The organism is Kribbella sp. NPDC058693, from assembly GCF_042715335.1.
Classification (GTDB): Bacteria; Actinomycetota; Actinomycetes; order Propionibacteriales; family Kribbellaceae; genus Kribbella; species Kribbella jiaozuonensis.
This window is the reverse complement of record NZ_JBHXSQ010000001.1, coordinates 1,350,675-1,366,253: the sequence shown is the minus strand read 5'-3', so window position 1 is coordinate 1,366,253 and position 15,579 is coordinate 1,350,675. Positions and strand designations below refer to the sequence as shown.

The 15,579-nt window shown below is 68.3% G+C and carries 16 protein-coding genes; 13 read left to right on the top strand and 3 right to left on the bottom strand.

The window, feature by feature from the left end:
• Positions 1–5 precede the first annotated feature (5 nt).
• The 4 genes from ACFWUU_RS06480 (at position 6) to ACFWUU_RS06465 (ending at position 4,172) form a co-directional block, all read left to right on the top strand.
• Positions 6–1,604 carry an ABC-F family ATP-binding cassette domain-containing protein gene (locus ACFWUU_RS06480; protein WP_380173265.1) on the top strand — a complete coding sequence of 533 codons (1,599 nt, stop codon included), beginning with the start codon at positions 6–8 and terminating at the stop codon, positions 1,602–1,604.
• Between the two features lie 283 nt (positions 1,605–1,887).
• Positions 1,888–2,370 carry a hypothetical protein gene (locus tag ACFWUU_RS06475; protein WP_380173263.1) on the top strand — a complete coding sequence of 161 codons (483 nt, stop codon included), beginning with the start codon at positions 1,888–1,890 and terminating at the stop codon, positions 2,368–2,370.
• Positions 2,371–2,388: 18 nt separating this feature from the next.
• Positions 2,389–3,543, top strand: coding sequence for a sensor histidine kinase (locus ACFWUU_RS06470; protein WP_380173261.1), 1,155 nt, complete (start codon positions 2,389–2,391; stop codon positions 3,541–3,543).
• Positions 3,540–4,172, top strand: a complete 633-nt coding sequence (locus ACFWUU_RS06465) for a response regulator (protein ID WP_380173259.1) — start codon at positions 3,540–3,542, stop codon at positions 4,170–4,172. The genes ACFWUU_RS06470 and ACFWUU_RS06465 overlap by 4 nt, the downstream gene beginning before the upstream one ends.
• Here ACFWUU_RS06465 and ACFWUU_RS06460 read toward each other — a convergent pair.
• Positions 4,151–4,666 (bottom strand): DinB family protein, encoded by a 516-nt coding sequence (locus tag ACFWUU_RS06460; protein WP_380173257.1) that lies wholly within the window; start codon positions 4,664–4,666, stop codon positions 4,151–4,153. The genes ACFWUU_RS06465 and ACFWUU_RS06460 overlap by 22 nt on opposite strands.
• A 77-nt stretch (positions 4,667–4,743) precedes the next feature.
• Between ACFWUU_RS06460 and ACFWUU_RS06455 the strand changes: the two genes are divergently transcribed.
• From ACFWUU_RS06455 to ACFWUU_RS06440, 4 genes are all read left to right on the top strand, one after another.
• Complete coding sequence (locus ACFWUU_RS06455) at positions 4,744–5,799, top strand: HoxN/HupN/NixA family nickel/cobalt transporter (protein ID WP_202877579.1); 1,056 nt, start codon at positions 4,744–4,746, stop codon at positions 5,797–5,799.
• Between the two features lie 98 nt (positions 5,800–5,897).
• Complete coding sequence (locus tag ACFWUU_RS06450) at positions 5,898–9,038, top strand: sugar-binding protein (protein WP_380173255.1); 3,141 nt, start codon at positions 5,898–5,900, stop codon at positions 9,036–9,038.
• 35 nt (positions 9,039–9,073) lie between these two features.
• On the top strand, positions 9,074–9,478 hold the full coding sequence (locus ACFWUU_RS06445; RefSeq protein WP_137253327.1) for a helix-turn-helix transcriptional regulator: 405 nt from the start codon (positions 9,074–9,076) through the stop codon (positions 9,476–9,478).
• Complete coding sequence (locus ACFWUU_RS06440; RefSeq protein WP_380173253.1) at positions 9,475–10,449, top strand: cation diffusion facilitator family transporter; 975 nt, start codon at positions 9,475–9,477, stop codon at positions 10,447–10,449. The genes ACFWUU_RS06445 and ACFWUU_RS06440 overlap by 4 nt, the downstream gene beginning before the upstream one ends.
• Here ACFWUU_RS06440 and ACFWUU_RS06435 read toward each other — a convergent pair.
• Positions 10,403–10,915, bottom strand: a complete 513-nt coding sequence (locus tag ACFWUU_RS06435) for a GNAT family N-acetyltransferase (RefSeq protein ID WP_380174278.1) — start codon at positions 10,913–10,915, stop codon at positions 10,403–10,405. The genes ACFWUU_RS06440 and ACFWUU_RS06435 overlap by 47 nt on opposite strands.
• An 83-nt stretch (positions 10,916–10,998) precedes the next feature.
• Between ACFWUU_RS06435 and ACFWUU_RS06430 the strand changes: the two genes are divergently transcribed.
• The 3 genes from ACFWUU_RS06430 to ACFWUU_RS06420 all read left to right on the top strand — a co-directional run bounded on the left by ACFWUU_RS06430 (position 10,999) and on the right by ACFWUU_RS06420 (position 12,933).
• Positions 10,999–11,286, top strand: a complete 288-nt coding sequence (locus ACFWUU_RS06430) for a DUF1905 domain-containing protein (RefSeq protein ID WP_137253329.1) — start codon at positions 10,999–11,001, stop codon at positions 11,284–11,286.
• Between the two features lie 194 nt (positions 11,287–11,480).
• Positions 11,481–11,783: a hypothetical protein gene (locus ACFWUU_RS06425; RefSeq protein ID WP_380173251.1), complete on the top strand. Its 303-nt coding sequence runs from the start codon at positions 11,481–11,483 to the stop codon at positions 11,781–11,783.
• Between the two features lie 31 nt (positions 11,784–11,814).
• Positions 11,815–12,933, top strand: a complete 1,119-nt coding sequence (locus tag ACFWUU_RS06420) for an epoxide hydrolase family protein (protein WP_380173250.1) — start codon at positions 11,815–11,817, stop codon at positions 12,931–12,933.
• On the opposite strand, the gene ACFWUU_RS06415 is transcribed toward ACFWUU_RS06420, so the two are convergent.
• Positions 12,923–13,867, bottom strand: coding sequence for a zinc-binding alcohol dehydrogenase family protein (locus tag ACFWUU_RS06415; protein WP_380173249.1), 945 nt, complete (start codon positions 13,865–13,867; stop codon positions 12,923–12,925). The genes ACFWUU_RS06420 and ACFWUU_RS06415 overlap by 11 nt on opposite strands.
• A gap of 42 nt (positions 13,868–13,909) precedes the next feature.
• Here ACFWUU_RS06415 and ACFWUU_RS06410 point away from each other — a divergent pair, with 42 nt between their 5' ends.
• Both ACFWUU_RS06410 and ACFWUU_RS06405 read left to right on the top strand, forming a co-directional pair.
• The gene (locus ACFWUU_RS06410; protein WP_380173247.1) at positions 13,910–14,536 is read left to right on the top strand and encodes a DUF2461 domain-containing protein; all 627 of its coding nucleotides are present in this window, start codon (positions 13,910–13,912) and stop codon (positions 14,534–14,536) included.
• Positions 14,537–14,629: 93 nt separating this feature from the next.
• Positions 14,630–15,490 (top strand): helix-turn-helix domain-containing protein, encoded by an 861-nt coding sequence (locus ACFWUU_RS06405; protein ID WP_380173245.1) that lies wholly within the window; start codon positions 14,630–14,632, stop codon positions 15,488–15,490.
• Positions 15,491–15,579: the final 89 nt, after the last annotated feature.

Here is a 15,579-nt window from a genome sequence, read left to right as displayed (position 1 = left end):
CCATCATGATCACCGTCCGCGGTGTTGATATTCGCGTCGGCGCCCAGCTGCTGCTGGCCGATCTTTCGTTCACTGTCGGCGCGGGCGACCGCGTCGGGCTCGTCGGCCGCAACGGCGCCGGCAAGACCACCCTGCTCACGACGTTGGCCGGCGAACGCCGTCCGACGGCCGGTGACATCGCCGTCACCGGGTCCATCGGCTACCTGCCGCAGGACCCGCGCGCGGCCGACCCCGCCATCACGGTCACCGATCGCATCCTGTCCGCCCGCGGTCTCGACACCGCCGTACGCGATCTCCGCGCGGCCGAGACCGCGATGAGCACCGCGACCGGCGAGGCGCAGGAGAAGGCGATGGCGGCGTACGCCCGCGCCGAAGCAGCCTTCCAAGCCGGCGGCGGGTACGCGGCCGAGGCAGAGGCGGCCCGGCTCGCGGCCGGTGTCGGCCTGCCCAACCGCGCGCTCGAGCAGCCGGTCGGTCACCTGTCCGGCGGTCAGCGCCGCCGGGTCGAGCTGGCCCGGATCCTGTTCGCGCAGCACGACATGTTGCTGCTCGACGAGCCGACCAACCACCTCGACGCCGACTCGGTGCTCTGGCTGCGGCAGTTCCTGCTGTCGTACCCGGGCGGCCTGATCGTGATCAGCCACGACCGCGAGTTGCTCAAGGCAACGGTCAACCGGGTCTTCCACCTCGACCCGCAGCGGCTGACGATCGACATCCACAACACCGGCTGGAAGAAGTACCTCGAACAGCTGGACGTGGACGAGCGACGCCGGCAGCGCGAGCGCGCGGTCGCCGAGCGCAAGGCCGCGGTCCTGCACGCCCAGGCGGCGAAGATGCAGGCCGGGGCCAGCACCGCGATGGCGGCCAAGAACATGGCCCGTCGCGCGGACAAGCTGCTCTCCGACCTCGAGCCGGTACGCCGGTCCGCCCGCGTCGCGAAGATCCGCCTGCCCGCGCCGGCGCCGTCCGGCAAGACCCCGCTGTCCGCCGTCGGCCTGAAGAAGGCGTACGGCGGACTCCAGGTGCTGAACGGTGTCGACCTGGCCGTCGACCGGGGCAGCCGGGTCGTCATCCTCGGGCTGAACGGCGCGGGCAAGACGACCCTGCTCCGGCTCCTCGCGGGCCGGGAACAGCCGGACGCCGGTAGCGTCGTACCCGGTCACGGCCTGCGGCTCGGGTACTTCGCGCAGGAACACGACACGCTCGACCTGGCCGGCACCGTCCGCCAGAACCTGGCCGCGGTGGCGCCCGGGCTCACCGACGGCGAGGTCCGGAACGTGCTCGGTTCGTTCCTGTTCAGCGGCGACGATGTCGACAAGCCGGCCGGCGTACTGTCCGGTGGCGAGAAGACGCGGCTCGCGCTCGCCGGGCTGGTCCACTCGAGTGCGAACGTGCTTCTGCTGGACGAGCCGACCAACAACCTCGACCCGGTGTCGCGGGACGAGGTGCTGGGTGCGGTCGGCAGCTACCCGGGCGCGATTGTGATGGTCACCCACGACGAGGGCGCGATCGAGGCTCTCCGTCCGGACCGGGTGCTGATCCTCCCGGACGCGACCGAGGATCTGTGGTCCGACGACTATCTGGATCTGGTGTCGCTGGCTTAGGGCACGTCTCCCGCTCCCACGCCTACTGCGGGGCACTCGGCACGGCACCTCGCCGCACGGGTGCAAAGGCCACGATGCTCCGCATCGAGACCTTCGCCCCCGCACGGCGATGCACCGCACCGAGCACCTCCTCGCGACGGCGTGGGAGCGGGAGACGTGCCCCGAGTCAACCCTGGGGTTGAGGCTCGGGTTCCACCCGGGTCTCACCTCCGGGCTGACGTTCCTACGGCCGGTTCCGAGGAGTGTTGTCATCAACAACAACTCCTCGAAAGGAACCACAGAAATGTCGGCCGTGATCGGTATCTTGGTGGGTCTGCTGGTGCTGGTGCGCGTGATCGGCCGGCAGGTGACCGGTTCGTTCGTCACCCAGAAATCGCTGTTCCTGATGCCCGTGATCCTGCTGGGCGTCGGTCTCTTCTCGCTCTCTCCGGTCGCCCACAACGCGACCCCCGGCGAGGTCGCGTTCCTGGTCCTCGACTGCGTCGTACTGGCCGGCCTCGGCCTCGCTCGCGGCGCCAGCGTCCGGCTCTCGCCGACCGACCAGGGCCTGTTCCAGAAGGGCACCGCGGCGACGCTCGTCCTCTGGCTGGTGACGATCGGCCTCCGGGTCGGTACGTCGTTCGCCTCCGCCGCGCTCTGGCCGCACAACACCTTCGGTACGTCGACCCTCGCGCTGACCATCGGCGTCACGCTCGCCGCCCAGAGCGCGATGATCTACCGCCGCTCGCTCGCGATGAACATCCCGTTCGCCACCCAGCGCGTGTGATCCGGGCATGATGAGGGCATGAACTCCGGCCTTGCGGACCGGGTGCGGGAATCCTCCGTACCCGGTCTGCTGCTGCGCGCGGTCCCGACCGTGCTGACGATCCTCTCGGTCGTCTTCGCCGCCCGGGACCACAACGAACACCGGCTCCCGTACCCGGTGATCGTTGCCCTCGGCGTGATCGTTGTCATCAGCAACGTCTCGCTGTACGGGCAGCGGTACGGCGAACCGCTCGGCCGGGCCGGCTACGGCCTGCTGGTGTTCGGCATCGCCGGTTCGGTCCTGTGGTACGCGCTGCCGGCCAGCCCGATGATCATCGCCCCGTTCTGGGTGGCGCGATCCGCGGTCAGGTATTACAAGCCGACGCCGCTCGCGTGGGTGATCGTCGGGGTCGGGATCCTGGGTGCGAGCGTGCCGCTGTACGTCACGACGCGGTCGGGACCGGGCGCGATCGGCGCCGCGTTCGGCGTGGTCGCGCTGACCCTTGCTGCAGTCAACCGGCGGAGCCGGGAGCAGCGGCTGGAGGAGCTCGAGGTGTCGCTGGCCCGAAAGCAGGCCGCGATCGAGGAGCATGAGCGGGCCGCGGCGCTGGCCGAGCGGGCGCGGATCGCGCGCGACGTGCACGACGTACTCGCTCATTCGCTGGCCGGTCTGTCGTTGAGTCTGCAGGGTGCGCGGTTGATGCTCGTGCGGGACGGTGCGTCGGCAGAGGCGGTCGAGCAGGTGACGCGGGCGCAGGGGCTGGCGGCCGAGGGGTTGGCCGAGGCGCGGCGGGCGGTCGCGGCGTTGCGGGAGGACGCGGTTCCCGACGTACGGGCGCTTGGCGATCTGGTCACGGCGTACCGGCTGGAGAGTGGGGCGACGGCGGAGTTCGAGGTGGAGGGTACGCCGCGGGAGCTGCCGGCTGACGTGATGAGCACGCTGTACCGGACTGTGCAGGAGGCGCTGGCGAACACCCGCAAGCACGCGCCCGGCGCACCGGTGGAGGTCAAGCTGTCGTACGGCGACGTCGTGAGCCTGAGCGCGGAGGACAAGCCGGGGAAGCGAGCGGATCGCGCGGCGCCGGGCGGCTATGGTCTGGTCGGGATGCGTGAACGGGCCGACCTGGTCGGCGGATCGTTGGAGGCCGGACCGACGTCGACGGGCTGGCGAGTCGAGCTCAAGGTGAAAGCATGACTGTGCGAGTGGTGGTCGCGGACGACCAGACCGTGGTGCGGGACGGGCTGGTCACGCTGCTCAAACTGCTGCCCGGGATCGATGTGGTGGCCGCGGCGTCGGACGGCCGGGAAGCGGTCCAGTTGGTGGCCGAGCACGACCCCGACGTACTGCTCGTCGATCTCCGGATGCCGACGATGGACGGCGTGGAGGCGACCCGTCAGGTGCGGGCGGATCACCCGCGGACCGAGGTCGTCGTACTCACGACGTACAGCGACGACGACTCGGTGCTGTCCGCGCTCCGGGCCGGCGCCCGCGGGTTCCTCACCAAGGACGCCGACGCCGAGTCGATCGGCCGCGCCCTGGTCGCCGCAGCCAACGGTCAGTCGATCGTCGACGCCGAAGTCCAACGCCGCCTGATCGAAGGCGCCACCACCAAACCCCCCGAACCCACCGACACCGGCCTCACCCCACGCGAACTAGAGGTACTCCGCCTGATCGCCGAGGGCCTCTCCAACACCGAGATCGCCAGACACCTGGTCGTCAGCGAAGCCACCGTCAAGACCCACATCAACCACCTCTTCGCCAAAGCCAACCTCCGCGACCGAGCCCAAGCCGTCGCCTACGCCTACCGCCTCGGCCTCGCCTGACGCACCGCGTCCATCAGCAGGTCGAGGTGCCCGCGGTGCTGCGCGGTCTCCTCGATCATGTGCAGATAGATCCAGCGCAGACTGACCAACTGCCCACCGAACGATCCGCGGACGGCGCGCGCATCGAGCGACCCGATCCGCGCGGTGATCCGCCTGCTCGCCTCGCATGCCAGTTGGTAGAGCGCGCGCAGCTCCTCGACCGTGTCGTCGGCCGCGGAGTGGATCTCCCAGTCCGGGTCCTGGTCGAACGGCGCCGATCGCCATGGCTCGGCGGACGGGACGTCGAGAAGCTTGTGGCTGAACCAGAGGTCCTCGACCGAGGCGAGGTGTTTGACGATGCCGCCGACGGTCAGTTCCGTCGCCGGGAGCACCCGGGTCGCCGCCTCGGCGTCGGTTACCTCGTCGAGGGTTCGCAGTACGCCGGTGCGGTGGAAGTCGAGGAACTGCTCGAGGGACTGGCGTTCACCGGCGGTGACGTCCGGATAGGCGTTCATGTTCCACAGTCTGACTGTTCATGCGACTAGGTTGCATCTAGGGGGCGAGCGGCGTTTACTGGCGGATCGTGAGGCGGATGGATGTCAGTCGGCGCGAGTGGGGTGCGGTCGGGGGGATGGCGGCGTTCGTGCTGCTGTTGCATCTGGTCGGTTGGGGTGTGCTGGCGCTGATCGTGGCGCCGCGGCATTACCTGCTCGGATCGGCCGGGGTGTTCGGGGTCGGGCTCGGGGTGACGGCGTACACGCTCGGGATGCGGCATGCGTTCGACGCGGACCATATCGCCGCGATCGACAACACGACCCGGAAGCTGATGGCGGACGGGCGGCGGCCGTTGTCGGTCGGGTTCTGGTTCTCGCTCGGGCACTCGACCGTGGTGTTCGTGCTGTGCTTCCTGCTCGGGATCGGCGTCCGTACGCTCGCCGGACAGGTCGCTGACGACTCGTCCCGCCTCCAACAGATCACCGGCGTCGTCGGTACGGCGGTCTCCGGCGTCTTCCTGTACCTGATCGCCGCGCTCAACCTGGCCGTACTGGTCGCCGTCGTCAAGGTGTTCCGCCGGATGCGCACCGGCGAGTACGACGAGGCCTCGCTCGAGCAGCACCTCGACAAGCGCGGCCTGATGAACCGGATCCTGGCCGGCGTCACCAAGGCCGTCACCCGCCCGTGGCAGATGTACCCGATCGGCTTCCTGTTCGGCCTCGGCTTCGACACCGCGACCGAGGTCAGCCTGCTGGTGCTCGCCGGCGGCGCGGCCGCGTTCAGTCTGCCGTGGTACGCCGTACTGACGCTGCCGATCCTCTTCGCGGCCGGGATGAGCCTGCTCGACACCATCGACGGCTGCCTGATGAACTTCGCCTACGGCTGGGCCTTCGCGAAACCGGTCCGCAAGGTCTACTACAACATCACGATCACCGGCCTGTCGGTCGCCGTCGCGCTGGTGATCGGCAGCATCGAGCTGATCTCGATCCTCACCGACAAGCTGCACATCGACCACGGTCCGCTGGCCGCGATCGCCGGCGTCGACCTGAACTACGTCGGCTACGCCATCGTCGGCCTGTTCGTCCTCACCTGGATCACCGCCCAGGCGATCTGGAAGTACGCCCGGATCGAAGAGAAGTGGTCGACCAACTGAAGGTCGCTCCACCCAACCGTTGACAGCCGGTGGGGGTTCGGTGTGTGATCTGCGAAAGCGCTTTCGCCTACTCGTGTAGATCGAAATGAGGCCGCCCAATGCTCGGTTCGTTTCGGAGGCTGACCGCAGTTCTGGCCGCCGGGTTGCTCGCCGCCACTCAACTCGTTGCCCCCGCGCAAGCCGCGGGTGATCCCGGGATCGTCTTCAGCAGTCCGGTCGCCGCCGACGGCATCACCGCCTGGCCCGGCGACGCGGACAAGACGCCGGAGCACGCCGCGTCGTCCCGTCTCGGGGTGCCGTGCTGGCAGACCAGCAACGACCCCAAGGACCAGTACATCTACCTGAACCTCGACGCCGCCCGGATCCCGGCCGGCGCGACCGACGCCGTACTCACGGTCAACTACTTCGACACCCCGGGCCAGCAGTTGACCGCGCAGTACGACAGCGTCAGCGCCGCGTTCACTCCGCTGCCGTGGTTCACGTTCCCCGGCAGCGGCGCGTGGGCGAGCATGCAGTTCCGGATGTCCAACGTCAACTTCCAGAACCGCGCGAACGGCGCCGACATCCGGCTGATGGCGAATGCGCCTGGTGGCGTCATCAGCTCGGTCTGCATCAGCTCGGTGAGCGTCTCGTTCGCGGACACCACGGGCATCACGGTCACCAACCAGAGCCTGGTCTTCCAGCAGGGGACTGGCAGCGTCACGCTCAGCTCGACCGCGCCGTCTGTTGCCTGGAGCATCACCGACGACCAGTACCTACCCGTTGCCTCGGGCAACACCAGCACAGGTTCTATCAGCACAGCATCTCTCGGCGCCGGTTTCTACAACCTCCGTCTGACCGCAGGGGACACCGTGGTCGGTACGACGCTCGCGGTTATCCCACCGCTCCCAGCCGGAACCCAATCCCCACAAGGCAAGTGGGGCGTCAACACCCACATGAACCACTACTACAACCTCAGCAGCGCCCTGATCCGCACCCTCGCTCTCACCGGCTTCTCGCACATCCGGGAGAGCCTCGAGTGGCCGCGGATCGAGTCCGGATCACCGGGCAACTACGCGGTCGATCCGCAGGAGGACGCGGTGATCGCAGACGCCAAGGCGAACGGTCTCACTCCGCTGCTGGGCACCGGCTACCGCAACCCGCTCTACGACGGCGGTCACACGCCGAGCACTCCGGAGGGTCTCGCAGCATACGGCCGCTACCAGAGTTGGTGGCTGAAGCATTTCGCGGGTACGACCAACGATATCGGGACGTACAACGAGTATTACCAGCCCGGCTTCAACGACAGCGCCTGCGGTGTCACCGGCGCGTGCTTCGTCCAGCTGATGAAGGCGGCGTACGAACAGACGCACGCGGACAACCCGAACGCGAACGTCCTCGCCGACGTCGGGCCGAACAAGGGTGACACGTCGTTCCGGGACCAGATCCTGTCGCTGGGCGGGCTGGCCTACGTCGACACGATCGACGCGCACATCTACACGTTCGCCGGCCCGGAAGGCGATCTGGACACCCAGATCCAGAGTCTGCGCACCGCGGCCGACGCGCACGGCGGCGCCGGTAAGCCGATCTGGATCAGCGAGGAGGGCTACCCGACCGCCCCGAGCTTCGGCGGCTCGATGCTCGACCAGGCCCGCAAGTCGATCCGCAACGACGCGATCATGATCGCGAACAACGTCGGCCAGTTCTACTGGTACGACGCCCTCAACGACGGCACGAACCTGGACGACAAGGAGAGCACGTTCGGCCTCCTGCAGGCTCCCGCCGGACCGATCGCCGGCATGGCGCCGAAGCCGGGCCTGGTTGCGAAGGCGACCACGATCCGCGCGCTCACCGGCCTCGCCTACAGCGGCCGCGACACCTTGGCCGCGCCGCTGTACTCGTACCGCTTCGGCTCCGGTACGGCGACCACCCGCGTGCTGTGGTCGACCGGAACCGGCACGTCCTCCGTGCAGCTGAACACCACCAGCCCGCTCGAGGTCACCGATATGTACGGCCACAAGACCACCCTCACGCCGACCGCCGGCGTGGTCACGATGACCGTCGACCAGGACCCGGTCTTCGTGAAGGGCGCGGCCACGAGCGTCGCCGTCACCGCCACACCCCAGGCAACAATCGCCGCCGCCGACCCCTCGAACTCTCAGGAGCCGACCGCGGTCACCGTGACCATCAAGGGTTCCGTGCACAACGCCGGTCCCGCAGCCGTGACGGTCGCGGGCCAGACCAAGCACGCGCTCGTGCTGCCAGGGAAGAAGACCACCGTCACGATCCCGGTCCCGGCGAGCGACACCCTCGGTCTGCGGCACGTTGTCGCGACCGTCTCGCGACTCGGCAAGACCACCGCCCGCCTGGTCGCGTGGACCAGCGTCGAACCGGCAACGAAGATCCGCGTCGTCCCACAGCTCACCGCAACCGCCCCGACCGGTCTGGGCGTCGAGCTGACCAACACGAGAGCAAGCTCGGCCGCCACGATCCAGGACCTCAGCTGGACCATCGCCGGCCAGCACGGTACGGCGGGCGCCGGGCAGTCGATCGCACCGGGGCAGAAGGCAACGATTAGCATCCCGGTCACCGGCCTGGCGCCGTGGAAGGCCTACGCCTACACCGTCGACCTGACCACGTCCGACGGCAACAAGGTCTCCGCCAAAGGCACCACGGCGTTCGACCCGATCGTGCCCTCGGCAACGACTCCGGCAACCTCGATGAATCTCGCCACCGACGCCAGCTGGATCGCCTTCACGCGACCGTGGGGCGGCGCCGCCGACCTGTCCGGTTCGGCCGATTTCCAGTACGACACGACTGGTCTGACCATCAACGCGGCCGTCACCGACGACGTCTTCGCGCAGACCGAAACGGCGCCGAACCTGTGGCGCGGCGACAGCCTGCAGTTCGCGATCAGCAACGGACTGCCCGGCGAGAACGCGACCGCCACCGAGCTCGGCGCCGCGCTGCTGCCGACCGGCCCGACCGTCTACACCTTCGGTACGTCGGACGGCAGCCCGACCGGGACGACACCCGGCGCGACCGCCGCGATCACGCGCGCCGACGGCGTCACGTCGTACCGGGTGAAGGTGCCGTGGGCGGCACTCGGATTCACGAGCCAGCCGGCCGGACCGGTTGCGATCTCCCTCGCCCTGAACGAGAACGACGGGACCGGGCGGGCCGGGGCGATGCAGTGGGCGAGTGGCATCGTCACCGGGAAGACCACGACCTTGTTCCTGCCGGCGACGTTCACCGGCTAGTTGCGGGGCTGAGGGGAGGCCCTTAGAGTTGATATATGAAGAGTTCTGCAGATGTGCAGGGTATCGACGACTGTCGGGTCAGGCTGGTGAATCCTGAGCGCGTGGCCAGCGTCAACGCCAGGATGCCCGGCGAGGACGACATCGTCGACACCGCTGACGTCTTCGGGCTCCTCGGCGACCCGCGGCGGCTGAAGCTGTTGGTCGCCCTGCTCGACGGGGAGCTGTGCGTCTGCGACCTCGCCGCGATCACCGGGCTGAGCGAGTCCGCGACCTCGCATGCCCTCCGCCTGCTCCGCGCGCACCGGGTGGTCTCCGTACGGCGTGACGGCCGGAACGCGTTCTACCGCCTCGACGACGCGCACGTCCGGATGCTCGTCGACCTGGCCGTCGCCCACACCGAGCACACTGACGCGATCCATCCGGAGAGGTCCGAGTCATGAGCGCGGACCACGGGCACGGCCACGGTCACACGGTCAGCGTTCGGGCGGATCGCAAGCTGCTGAGCGGGGCGCTCGCGCTGATCGTCGGCTTCATGATCGCCGAAGTCATCGTCGGGTTCGCGGCCGGTTCGCTGGCCCTGGTCACCGACGCGGCGCACATGCTGACCGACGCCATCGCCCTCGCCCTCGCGCTGCTCGCCATCCGGCTGGCCGCGAAGCCGCCGGCGGGCGGGTTCACGTACGGCTTCAAGCGGGTCGAGATCCTCTCCGCGCAGGCCAACGGCATCACGCTGCTGCTACTCGCGGCGTACTTCGTCTTCGAGGCCGTCAACCGGATGATCCATCCGCCCGAGGTCAAGGGTGCGCTGGTCCTGATCGCCGGCGTGGTCGGCATCGTGGTGAACCTGTTCGCCACCTGGCTGATCAGCAAGGCGAACCGCACCAGCCTGAACGTCGAGGGCGCGTTCCAGCACATCCTCAACGACCTGTTCGCGTTCATCGCGACCGCGATCGCCGGCCTCGTCGTACTGCTGACCGGGTTCGCCCGGGCGGACGCGATCGCCGCGCTCGTGGTCGCCGTACTGATGCTGAAGGCCGGCATATCCCTGGTCCGCGCCTCCGGCCGGATCTTCCTCGAGGCCGCGCCGAGCGCGATCGACCCGCAGGCGCTCGGCGCCGAGCTGTGCGCGATCGAGGGCGTCGTCGAGGTCCACGACCTGCATGTCTGGGAGATCACCTCGGGCGAGCCGGCCGCGTCCGCGCACATCCTGGTTGCCGAGGGCCTCGACTGTCACCAGATCCGGATCCAGATCGAGCAGGTCCTGGCCGAGCGCCACCACCTGACGCATTCCACGCTCCAGGTCGATCACGCCACCGGCGGGACGCATTGCAGCGATGCGCACGGCGCCGTACACCGCTCGTCGATCACAGACGCTGGACGAGCACCTGACCCGGCCAGTCCGGCTCATTGACCCGCGGTACGGCGAACTCCACGTCCCGCGTGAACCCCTGCGCCTCGTAGTACCGGACGAGGGCGCCGTCCCCGCCGGCGAAGCAGTCGACGCGCATGACGTGGGCACCGGCGTCGAGGGCCAGCTTGCGGGCGTGGTCGAGCAGTTCGCCGCCGATGTTCTGCCCGGCGGAGGCACGGTCGGTCACGAGTAGGCGGACGTACAGCTCGGGTTCGGTTGCCGCAGGCACGTACTCCATCGCCGCTCCGACCGCGAGCGCGCCGACGATGCGGCCCTCGGCCTCGCTGACCCACAGCTCGCCGTCGTCCGCGAACCCGGCGATCTGCGCGACCCGGCGCGGGCTCGTCGAGTGCGGCGACGTACCCCATTGCTCGGTCTGCCCCCGCGCGACCAGCCATTCGGTGGCCCCGTCGAGCAGGCCCAGCACCGCCGGTACGTCGTCCGGCCCGGCCCGGCGGATCGTCATCTGCACATTCCCAGAATAGGTTGGCCGTGGACGTCGAAAGCCCGTCCGCAGTCTCTACCCAGTGGTGTAGAGAGGAGCTCATCGTGAGCAAGAAGACCGGAAAGCTGGACAAGACCTTCACCGCGCCGCTGCTCAAGAGCGACGCCAAGGGCGGCTGGACCTACGTGCAGATGCCCGATTCGGCCGAGTACTTCGGCACCCGCGGCCTGGTCAAGGTCCGCGGAACCATGGACGGCCACCCGTTCGAGAGCTCGTTCATGGCCCTCGGCGACGGCACCCACAAACTCCCCGTCAAGGGCGACCTCCGCACCCTCCTCGGCAAGCAGCCGGGCGACGAGATCACGGTCTACCTGGAAGAACGCCTCGGCTGAGAGTGACTTTCATTTGATCTGAGATCACCGTCACAGCCGGTCATGTTCTGAGTAAGGACTCTGTGAAGAATCAGTCCTGACCGGCTGCTCGGGTGGGGATCATCGCGGGCCTGACCGTAAGTTCGATTCTTGGGTGGTCCGTCGAAGTCAGGAGTGATCGAAGTGCTACGGGGCTCACGGGGTGTGCCGTCGGCATGCCCACAACAAGTGGATCCGGTCTGACCGTGATCACGCTGAACAAGATTCTCGGTGCGGCCGGGGTGGTGCTGCTGCTCGTCGGCGGCCTGCTCGGGTTCCGCTCGGTCTCGGCCAGCGGCACCCGCTGCGGCTCGGCGTTCCAGCCCGCCGGCGGGATCACGCCGATGGCCTGCGACAACGCGCTGAACGGCGCGAGCACGCTGGTCACGATCGTGATGAGCGCCGGTGTGCTGTGCCTGATCGCCGCCGTGGCGGTCAAGGTGGTCCGCGACCGTACGCACGCGAAGGTCGCCGCCTGATCGCGGCCGTTCTGTGTGGCAGGGTGCCGGAGTGACGATCGAACCGTTCCGGCTGGATGTGCCGGACAGCGAGCTGGACGACCTGCGCCGGCGCCTCGACCTGGTGCGCTGGCCCGCCGAGCTGCCCGGCGTCGGATGGTCCCGCGGTGTTCCGTTGCCGTACCTCCAAGAGTTGGTTGCCTACTGGCGGTCCTCATACGACTGGCGAGCTGCCGAAGCGCGGTTGAACGAGTGGCCGCAGTACACGACTGTGATCGACGGTGCGCGGGTCCATTTCGCCCATGTTCCGTCGTCGGATCCATCGGCGATCCCGCTGGTCCTCACCCACGGTTGGCCGGGGTCGGTCGTCGAGTTCACCGAGGTCACGAAGCTGCTGAGGGACTTCCATCTGGTGATCCCGACCATTCCGGGGTTCACGCTGTCCGGCCCGGTGAACGAGCCCGGCTGGGAGTTCAAGCGGGTCGCCCGCGCGTGGACCGAGCTGATGACCCGGCTCGGCTACCAGCGGTACGGCGTACAAGGTGGCGACTGGGGTGCGGCGATCTCACGCGAGGTCGGGCGGATCGATCCCGAGCGCGTGATCGGCGTACATCTCAATCTCATCCCCGGTGCGGGTGCGACGTCCGAGCCGACGCCGGAGGAGCTTGCGCCGCTCGATCCGGCCGAGCAGGAACGCACGTGGGCGTCCTGGCGTCGGCAGCAGGAGTTCGCTTCGGAGCAGCAGGGGTACGCCGATCTGCAGTCGACGCGGCCGCAGACGTTGGCGTACGCGCTGACCGACTCACCGGTCGGGCAGCTGGCGTGGATCGCGGAGAAGTTCGCCACCTGGTCGGATCCGGCGTCGCCGATCGATCGCGACGTACTGCTGACCAACGTGATGCTCTACTGGCTCACCCGTACTGCGGGCTCGGCCGGCGCGATCTACTACGAGCGCGCGCATGCGTCGTACTGGGGCCAGCCGGCCGAGCCGTCGCGGACGCCGACGGCGCTGCTAGACCTGGCGCACGAGAACTTCATCCCGCTGCGGCACAAGGTCGCTCGGACGGACAATGTCGTCCGGTGGACCAGTCATCCGCGCGGCGGGCACTTCGCCGCGTTGGAGCAGCCGACCGTGCTGGCCGAGGACATCCGCGCGTTCTTCAGGGCTTGAGAATCAGCTTGCCGGTGGTCCGTCGGGCGAGGAGGTCCTCGTGTGAGCGCCGGGCTTCTTCGAGCGGGTACTCCGCACCGACAAGCGGGCTGAGCTTCTTCGCTGCGGTGAGGGCGAGGAGCTCGGTCAGCGGTTCGACGTACCCGCCGGGGAGGTCCATCGCCGGGACCAGCCAGAAGCCGGCCACCGAAAGGTTGCGTTGGGCAAGTGCGCTCGGATCGAGGGACGGCCGTCCTTCACGGCCGGCGTTGCCGTAGTTGACCAGGCGGCCGAATCCCTTCAGACACCCGAATCCGGCCAGCATCGTTGGTCCGCCCGTCGAATCGAGCACCACGTCGACGCCATCGGTTGCTTCAAGCACCCTCTCGACGTACCCGTCCGGGTTGTTGTCCACAGCAACATCTGCGCCGAGCTCGATGGCCAGCTCCCGCTTGGCCTCGGTCGAGGCGGTCGCGATGACCTGTCCGGCTCCGAAGTACTTCGCGAGCTGAACCGCGAGAGATCCGACCCCGCCTGCCGCCGCGTTGACCAGGACGGTCTCGCCGGGGCTCAGCCGGGCGCTGTTCTTCAGCACATGCCAGGCGGTCAGTCCTTGGATGAGTAGCGCGAGCGCCTGCCCGTCGCTGACCTCGTCCGGTACGTCGACCGCGCGGTGCGCCGGCGCGACGGCGTACTCGGCGTACCCGCCGCCGGTCTCGAAGATGGGGGAGAGGATCCGGCGACCGTTCGTCCGGCCGACGATCTCGACGCCGGGGACGAACGGGAGCTTGACGCCGCCGCGGTACGAACCGTCCGTGCGATGCGTGTCGGCGAAGTTCACCCCGGCCGCACTCACCTCGACCAGGAGCTGGTCCGGTCCGGCGACGGGCGGGTCGAGCTCGGTCGGGACGAGAACCTCGGGACCGCCGAACTGGGTGACCTGGATCGCACGCATGGGGATGTCTGTCCGTTCTGTCGGGCGAACTATCGTTGCCGCATGAGTTTTACCGGGTTTCCGGCTGCGGCGCTGGATTTCTACGACGATCTCGAAATGGACAACACCAAGTCGTTCTGGACGGCGCACAAGGAGGTCTACGAGGAGTCGGTCCGTGTGCCGATGACCGCGCTCCTCGCGGAGCTCGAGGAGGAGTTCGGCACGGCGAAACTGTTCCGCCCGTACCGCGACGTCCGCTTCGCGAAGGACAAGACGCCGTACAAGACCCACCAGGGCGCCTTCATCGACCTGGCTCCGGCGCTGGGCTGGTACGTGCAGGTCTCGGCCCCCGGAGTACGAGTAGCGGCCGGCTTCTACGACGCATCCTCCGACCGCCTGGCCAGGGTCCGCACCGCCATCGCCGAGGACCGCCGCGGCAAACAACTGGAAAAACTCCTCGCCAAGCTGACCCAAGCCGGCTGGTCGATCGGCGGCGACAAACTCAAAACCAGCCCAAGAGGCTACGACGCGGACCACCCCCGCATCGACCTCCTCCGCCACAAGTCCCTGACAGTCTCCAAGTCCTACGGCTTCGAGCCCATCATCCACACCCCCGAACTGGCCACCGCCATCCGCTCCGACTGGCAATCCACCAAACCCCTCCTAACCTGGCTAACCGACAACAGCTGACGCAGCGTCAGGGTGCTTGTACCGTGCGAATCCAACCGGCGATAATGGCGGCGATCTTGAATCCATGAGGTCGGAAACGCGAGGTTGTGGAAAATGCCGAGACCAGCCGGCCCGCCGACCGTCCGGCTGCGCCGCCTCGCGGCCGAGCTGAAAACTCTCCGCGCCGAGGCTCAACTGACCCGCGAACAGGTCCAGGACCAGACCGGCGTCAACCAAGGCACCCTCTGGCGCATCGAGAAGGGCCAGGCCAAACCCCACACCGGCACCCTCGAAACCCTCTTCGACCTCTACGCCGTCCCCGAAGGACGGCGGGCTGAGCTCCTCGAAATGATCCGCGGAGCGCGGCAGCCCGGGTGGCTGCGCCAGTTCAAGGACGTGATTCCTCAGGACTACGCGGCCTACATCAACTTCGAGTCCGAGGCGAAGGTCGCACACAACTACGAGTCGTCGTACATCCCGGGCCTCCTGCAGACCGAGGAGTACGCCCGGGCAACGGTGGCTGACTTCTTGCCGCTGGAGCCCGACGTGATCGAGCGGAACGTGCAGACGCGGATGGAGCGTCAGGTCATCCTGAGCAGGAAGCGGGACGGGCGAGCGCCGCTTGAATTCTGGGCAGTGATCGACGAGGCCGCGCTCCGGCGTGAGGTCGGCGGCCGCGCGGTCATGCGGGCTCAACTCGGCCGGCTGCTCGAGATGAGCGAACGATCGAACGTCACGCTCCAAGTGATCCCCTTCGACCGGGGAGCTCATCCCGGAATGACCGGTGCGTTCGTCCGGCTCGCCTTCGGGTCCGTGGCACCTGACCTCGTGTACGTCGAGAGCCTCGCCGGTGACATCTTCCTGGAAGCCGAGGCTGAAATCGACCGCTACGGCCTGGTGTTCGACCACCTCCGGGCAATGGCGCTCAGTCCGCGTGACTCGACGGCCATGATCGCCACACTGATTGCGCAGTAGTTATCCACAACCTCGCGTTCTGACCGCGTTCAGGTACGACGACTCGCTCGAACGGTGTCGGCCCCGCTCCCAGTAGCCACCATGCCGAC

What these genes read in the sequence shown, in the direction of transcription:
- ACFWUU_RS06480 (WP_380173265.1), top strand. Translation starts at nt 6, where the DNA reads ATGATCACCGTCCGCGGTGTTGATATTCGCGTCGGCGCCCAGCTGCTG.
- ACFWUU_RS06475 (WP_380173263.1), top strand. Translation starts at nt 1,888, where the DNA reads ATGTCGGCCGTGATCGGTATCTTGGTGGGTCTGCTGGTGCTGGTGCGC.
- ACFWUU_RS06470 (WP_380173261.1), top strand. Translation starts at nt 2,389, where the DNA reads ATGAACTCCGGCCTTGCGGACCGGGTGCGGGAATCCTCCGTACCCGGT.
- ACFWUU_RS06465 (WP_380173259.1), top strand. Translation starts at nt 3,540, where the DNA reads ATGACTGTGCGAGTGGTGGTCGCGGACGACCAGACCGTGGTGCGGGAC.
- ACFWUU_RS06460 (WP_380173257.1), bottom strand. Translation starts at nt 4,666, where the DNA reads ATGAACGCCTATCCGGACGTCACCGCCGGTGAACGCCAGTCCCTCGAG.
- ACFWUU_RS06455 (WP_202877579.1), top strand. Translation starts at nt 4,744, where the DNA reads ATGGATGTCAGTCGGCGCGAGTGGGGTGCGGTCGGGGGGATGGCGGCG.
- ACFWUU_RS06450 (WP_380173255.1), top strand. Translation starts at nt 5,898, where the DNA reads ATGCTCGGTTCGTTTCGGAGGCTGACCGCAGTTCTGGCCGCCGGGTTG.
- ACFWUU_RS06445 (WP_137253327.1), top strand. Translation starts at nt 9,074, where the DNA reads ATGAAGAGTTCTGCAGATGTGCAGGGTATCGACGACTGTCGGGTCAGG.
- ACFWUU_RS06440 (WP_380173253.1), top strand. Translation starts at nt 9,475, where the DNA reads ATGAGCGCGGACCACGGGCACGGCCACGGTCACACGGTCAGCGTTCGG.
- ACFWUU_RS06435 (WP_380174278.1), bottom strand. Translation starts at nt 10,915, where the DNA reads ATGACGATCCGCCGGGCCGGGCCGGACGACGTACCGGCGGTGCTGGGC.
- ACFWUU_RS06425 (WP_380173251.1), top strand. Translation starts at nt 11,481, where the DNA reads ATGCCCACAACAAGTGGATCCGGTCTGACCGTGATCACGCTGAACAAG.
- ACFWUU_RS06415 (WP_380173249.1), bottom strand. Translation starts at nt 13,867, where the DNA reads ATGCGTGCGATCCAGGTCACCCAGTTCGGCGGTCCCGAGGTTCTCGTC.
- ACFWUU_RS06410 (WP_380173247.1), top strand. Translation starts at nt 13,910, where the DNA reads ATGAGTTTTACCGGGTTTCCGGCTGCGGCGCTGGATTTCTACGACGAT.
- ACFWUU_RS06405 (WP_380173245.1), top strand. Translation starts at nt 14,630, where the DNA reads ATGCCGAGACCAGCCGGCCCGCCGACCGTCCGGCTGCGCCGCCTCGCG.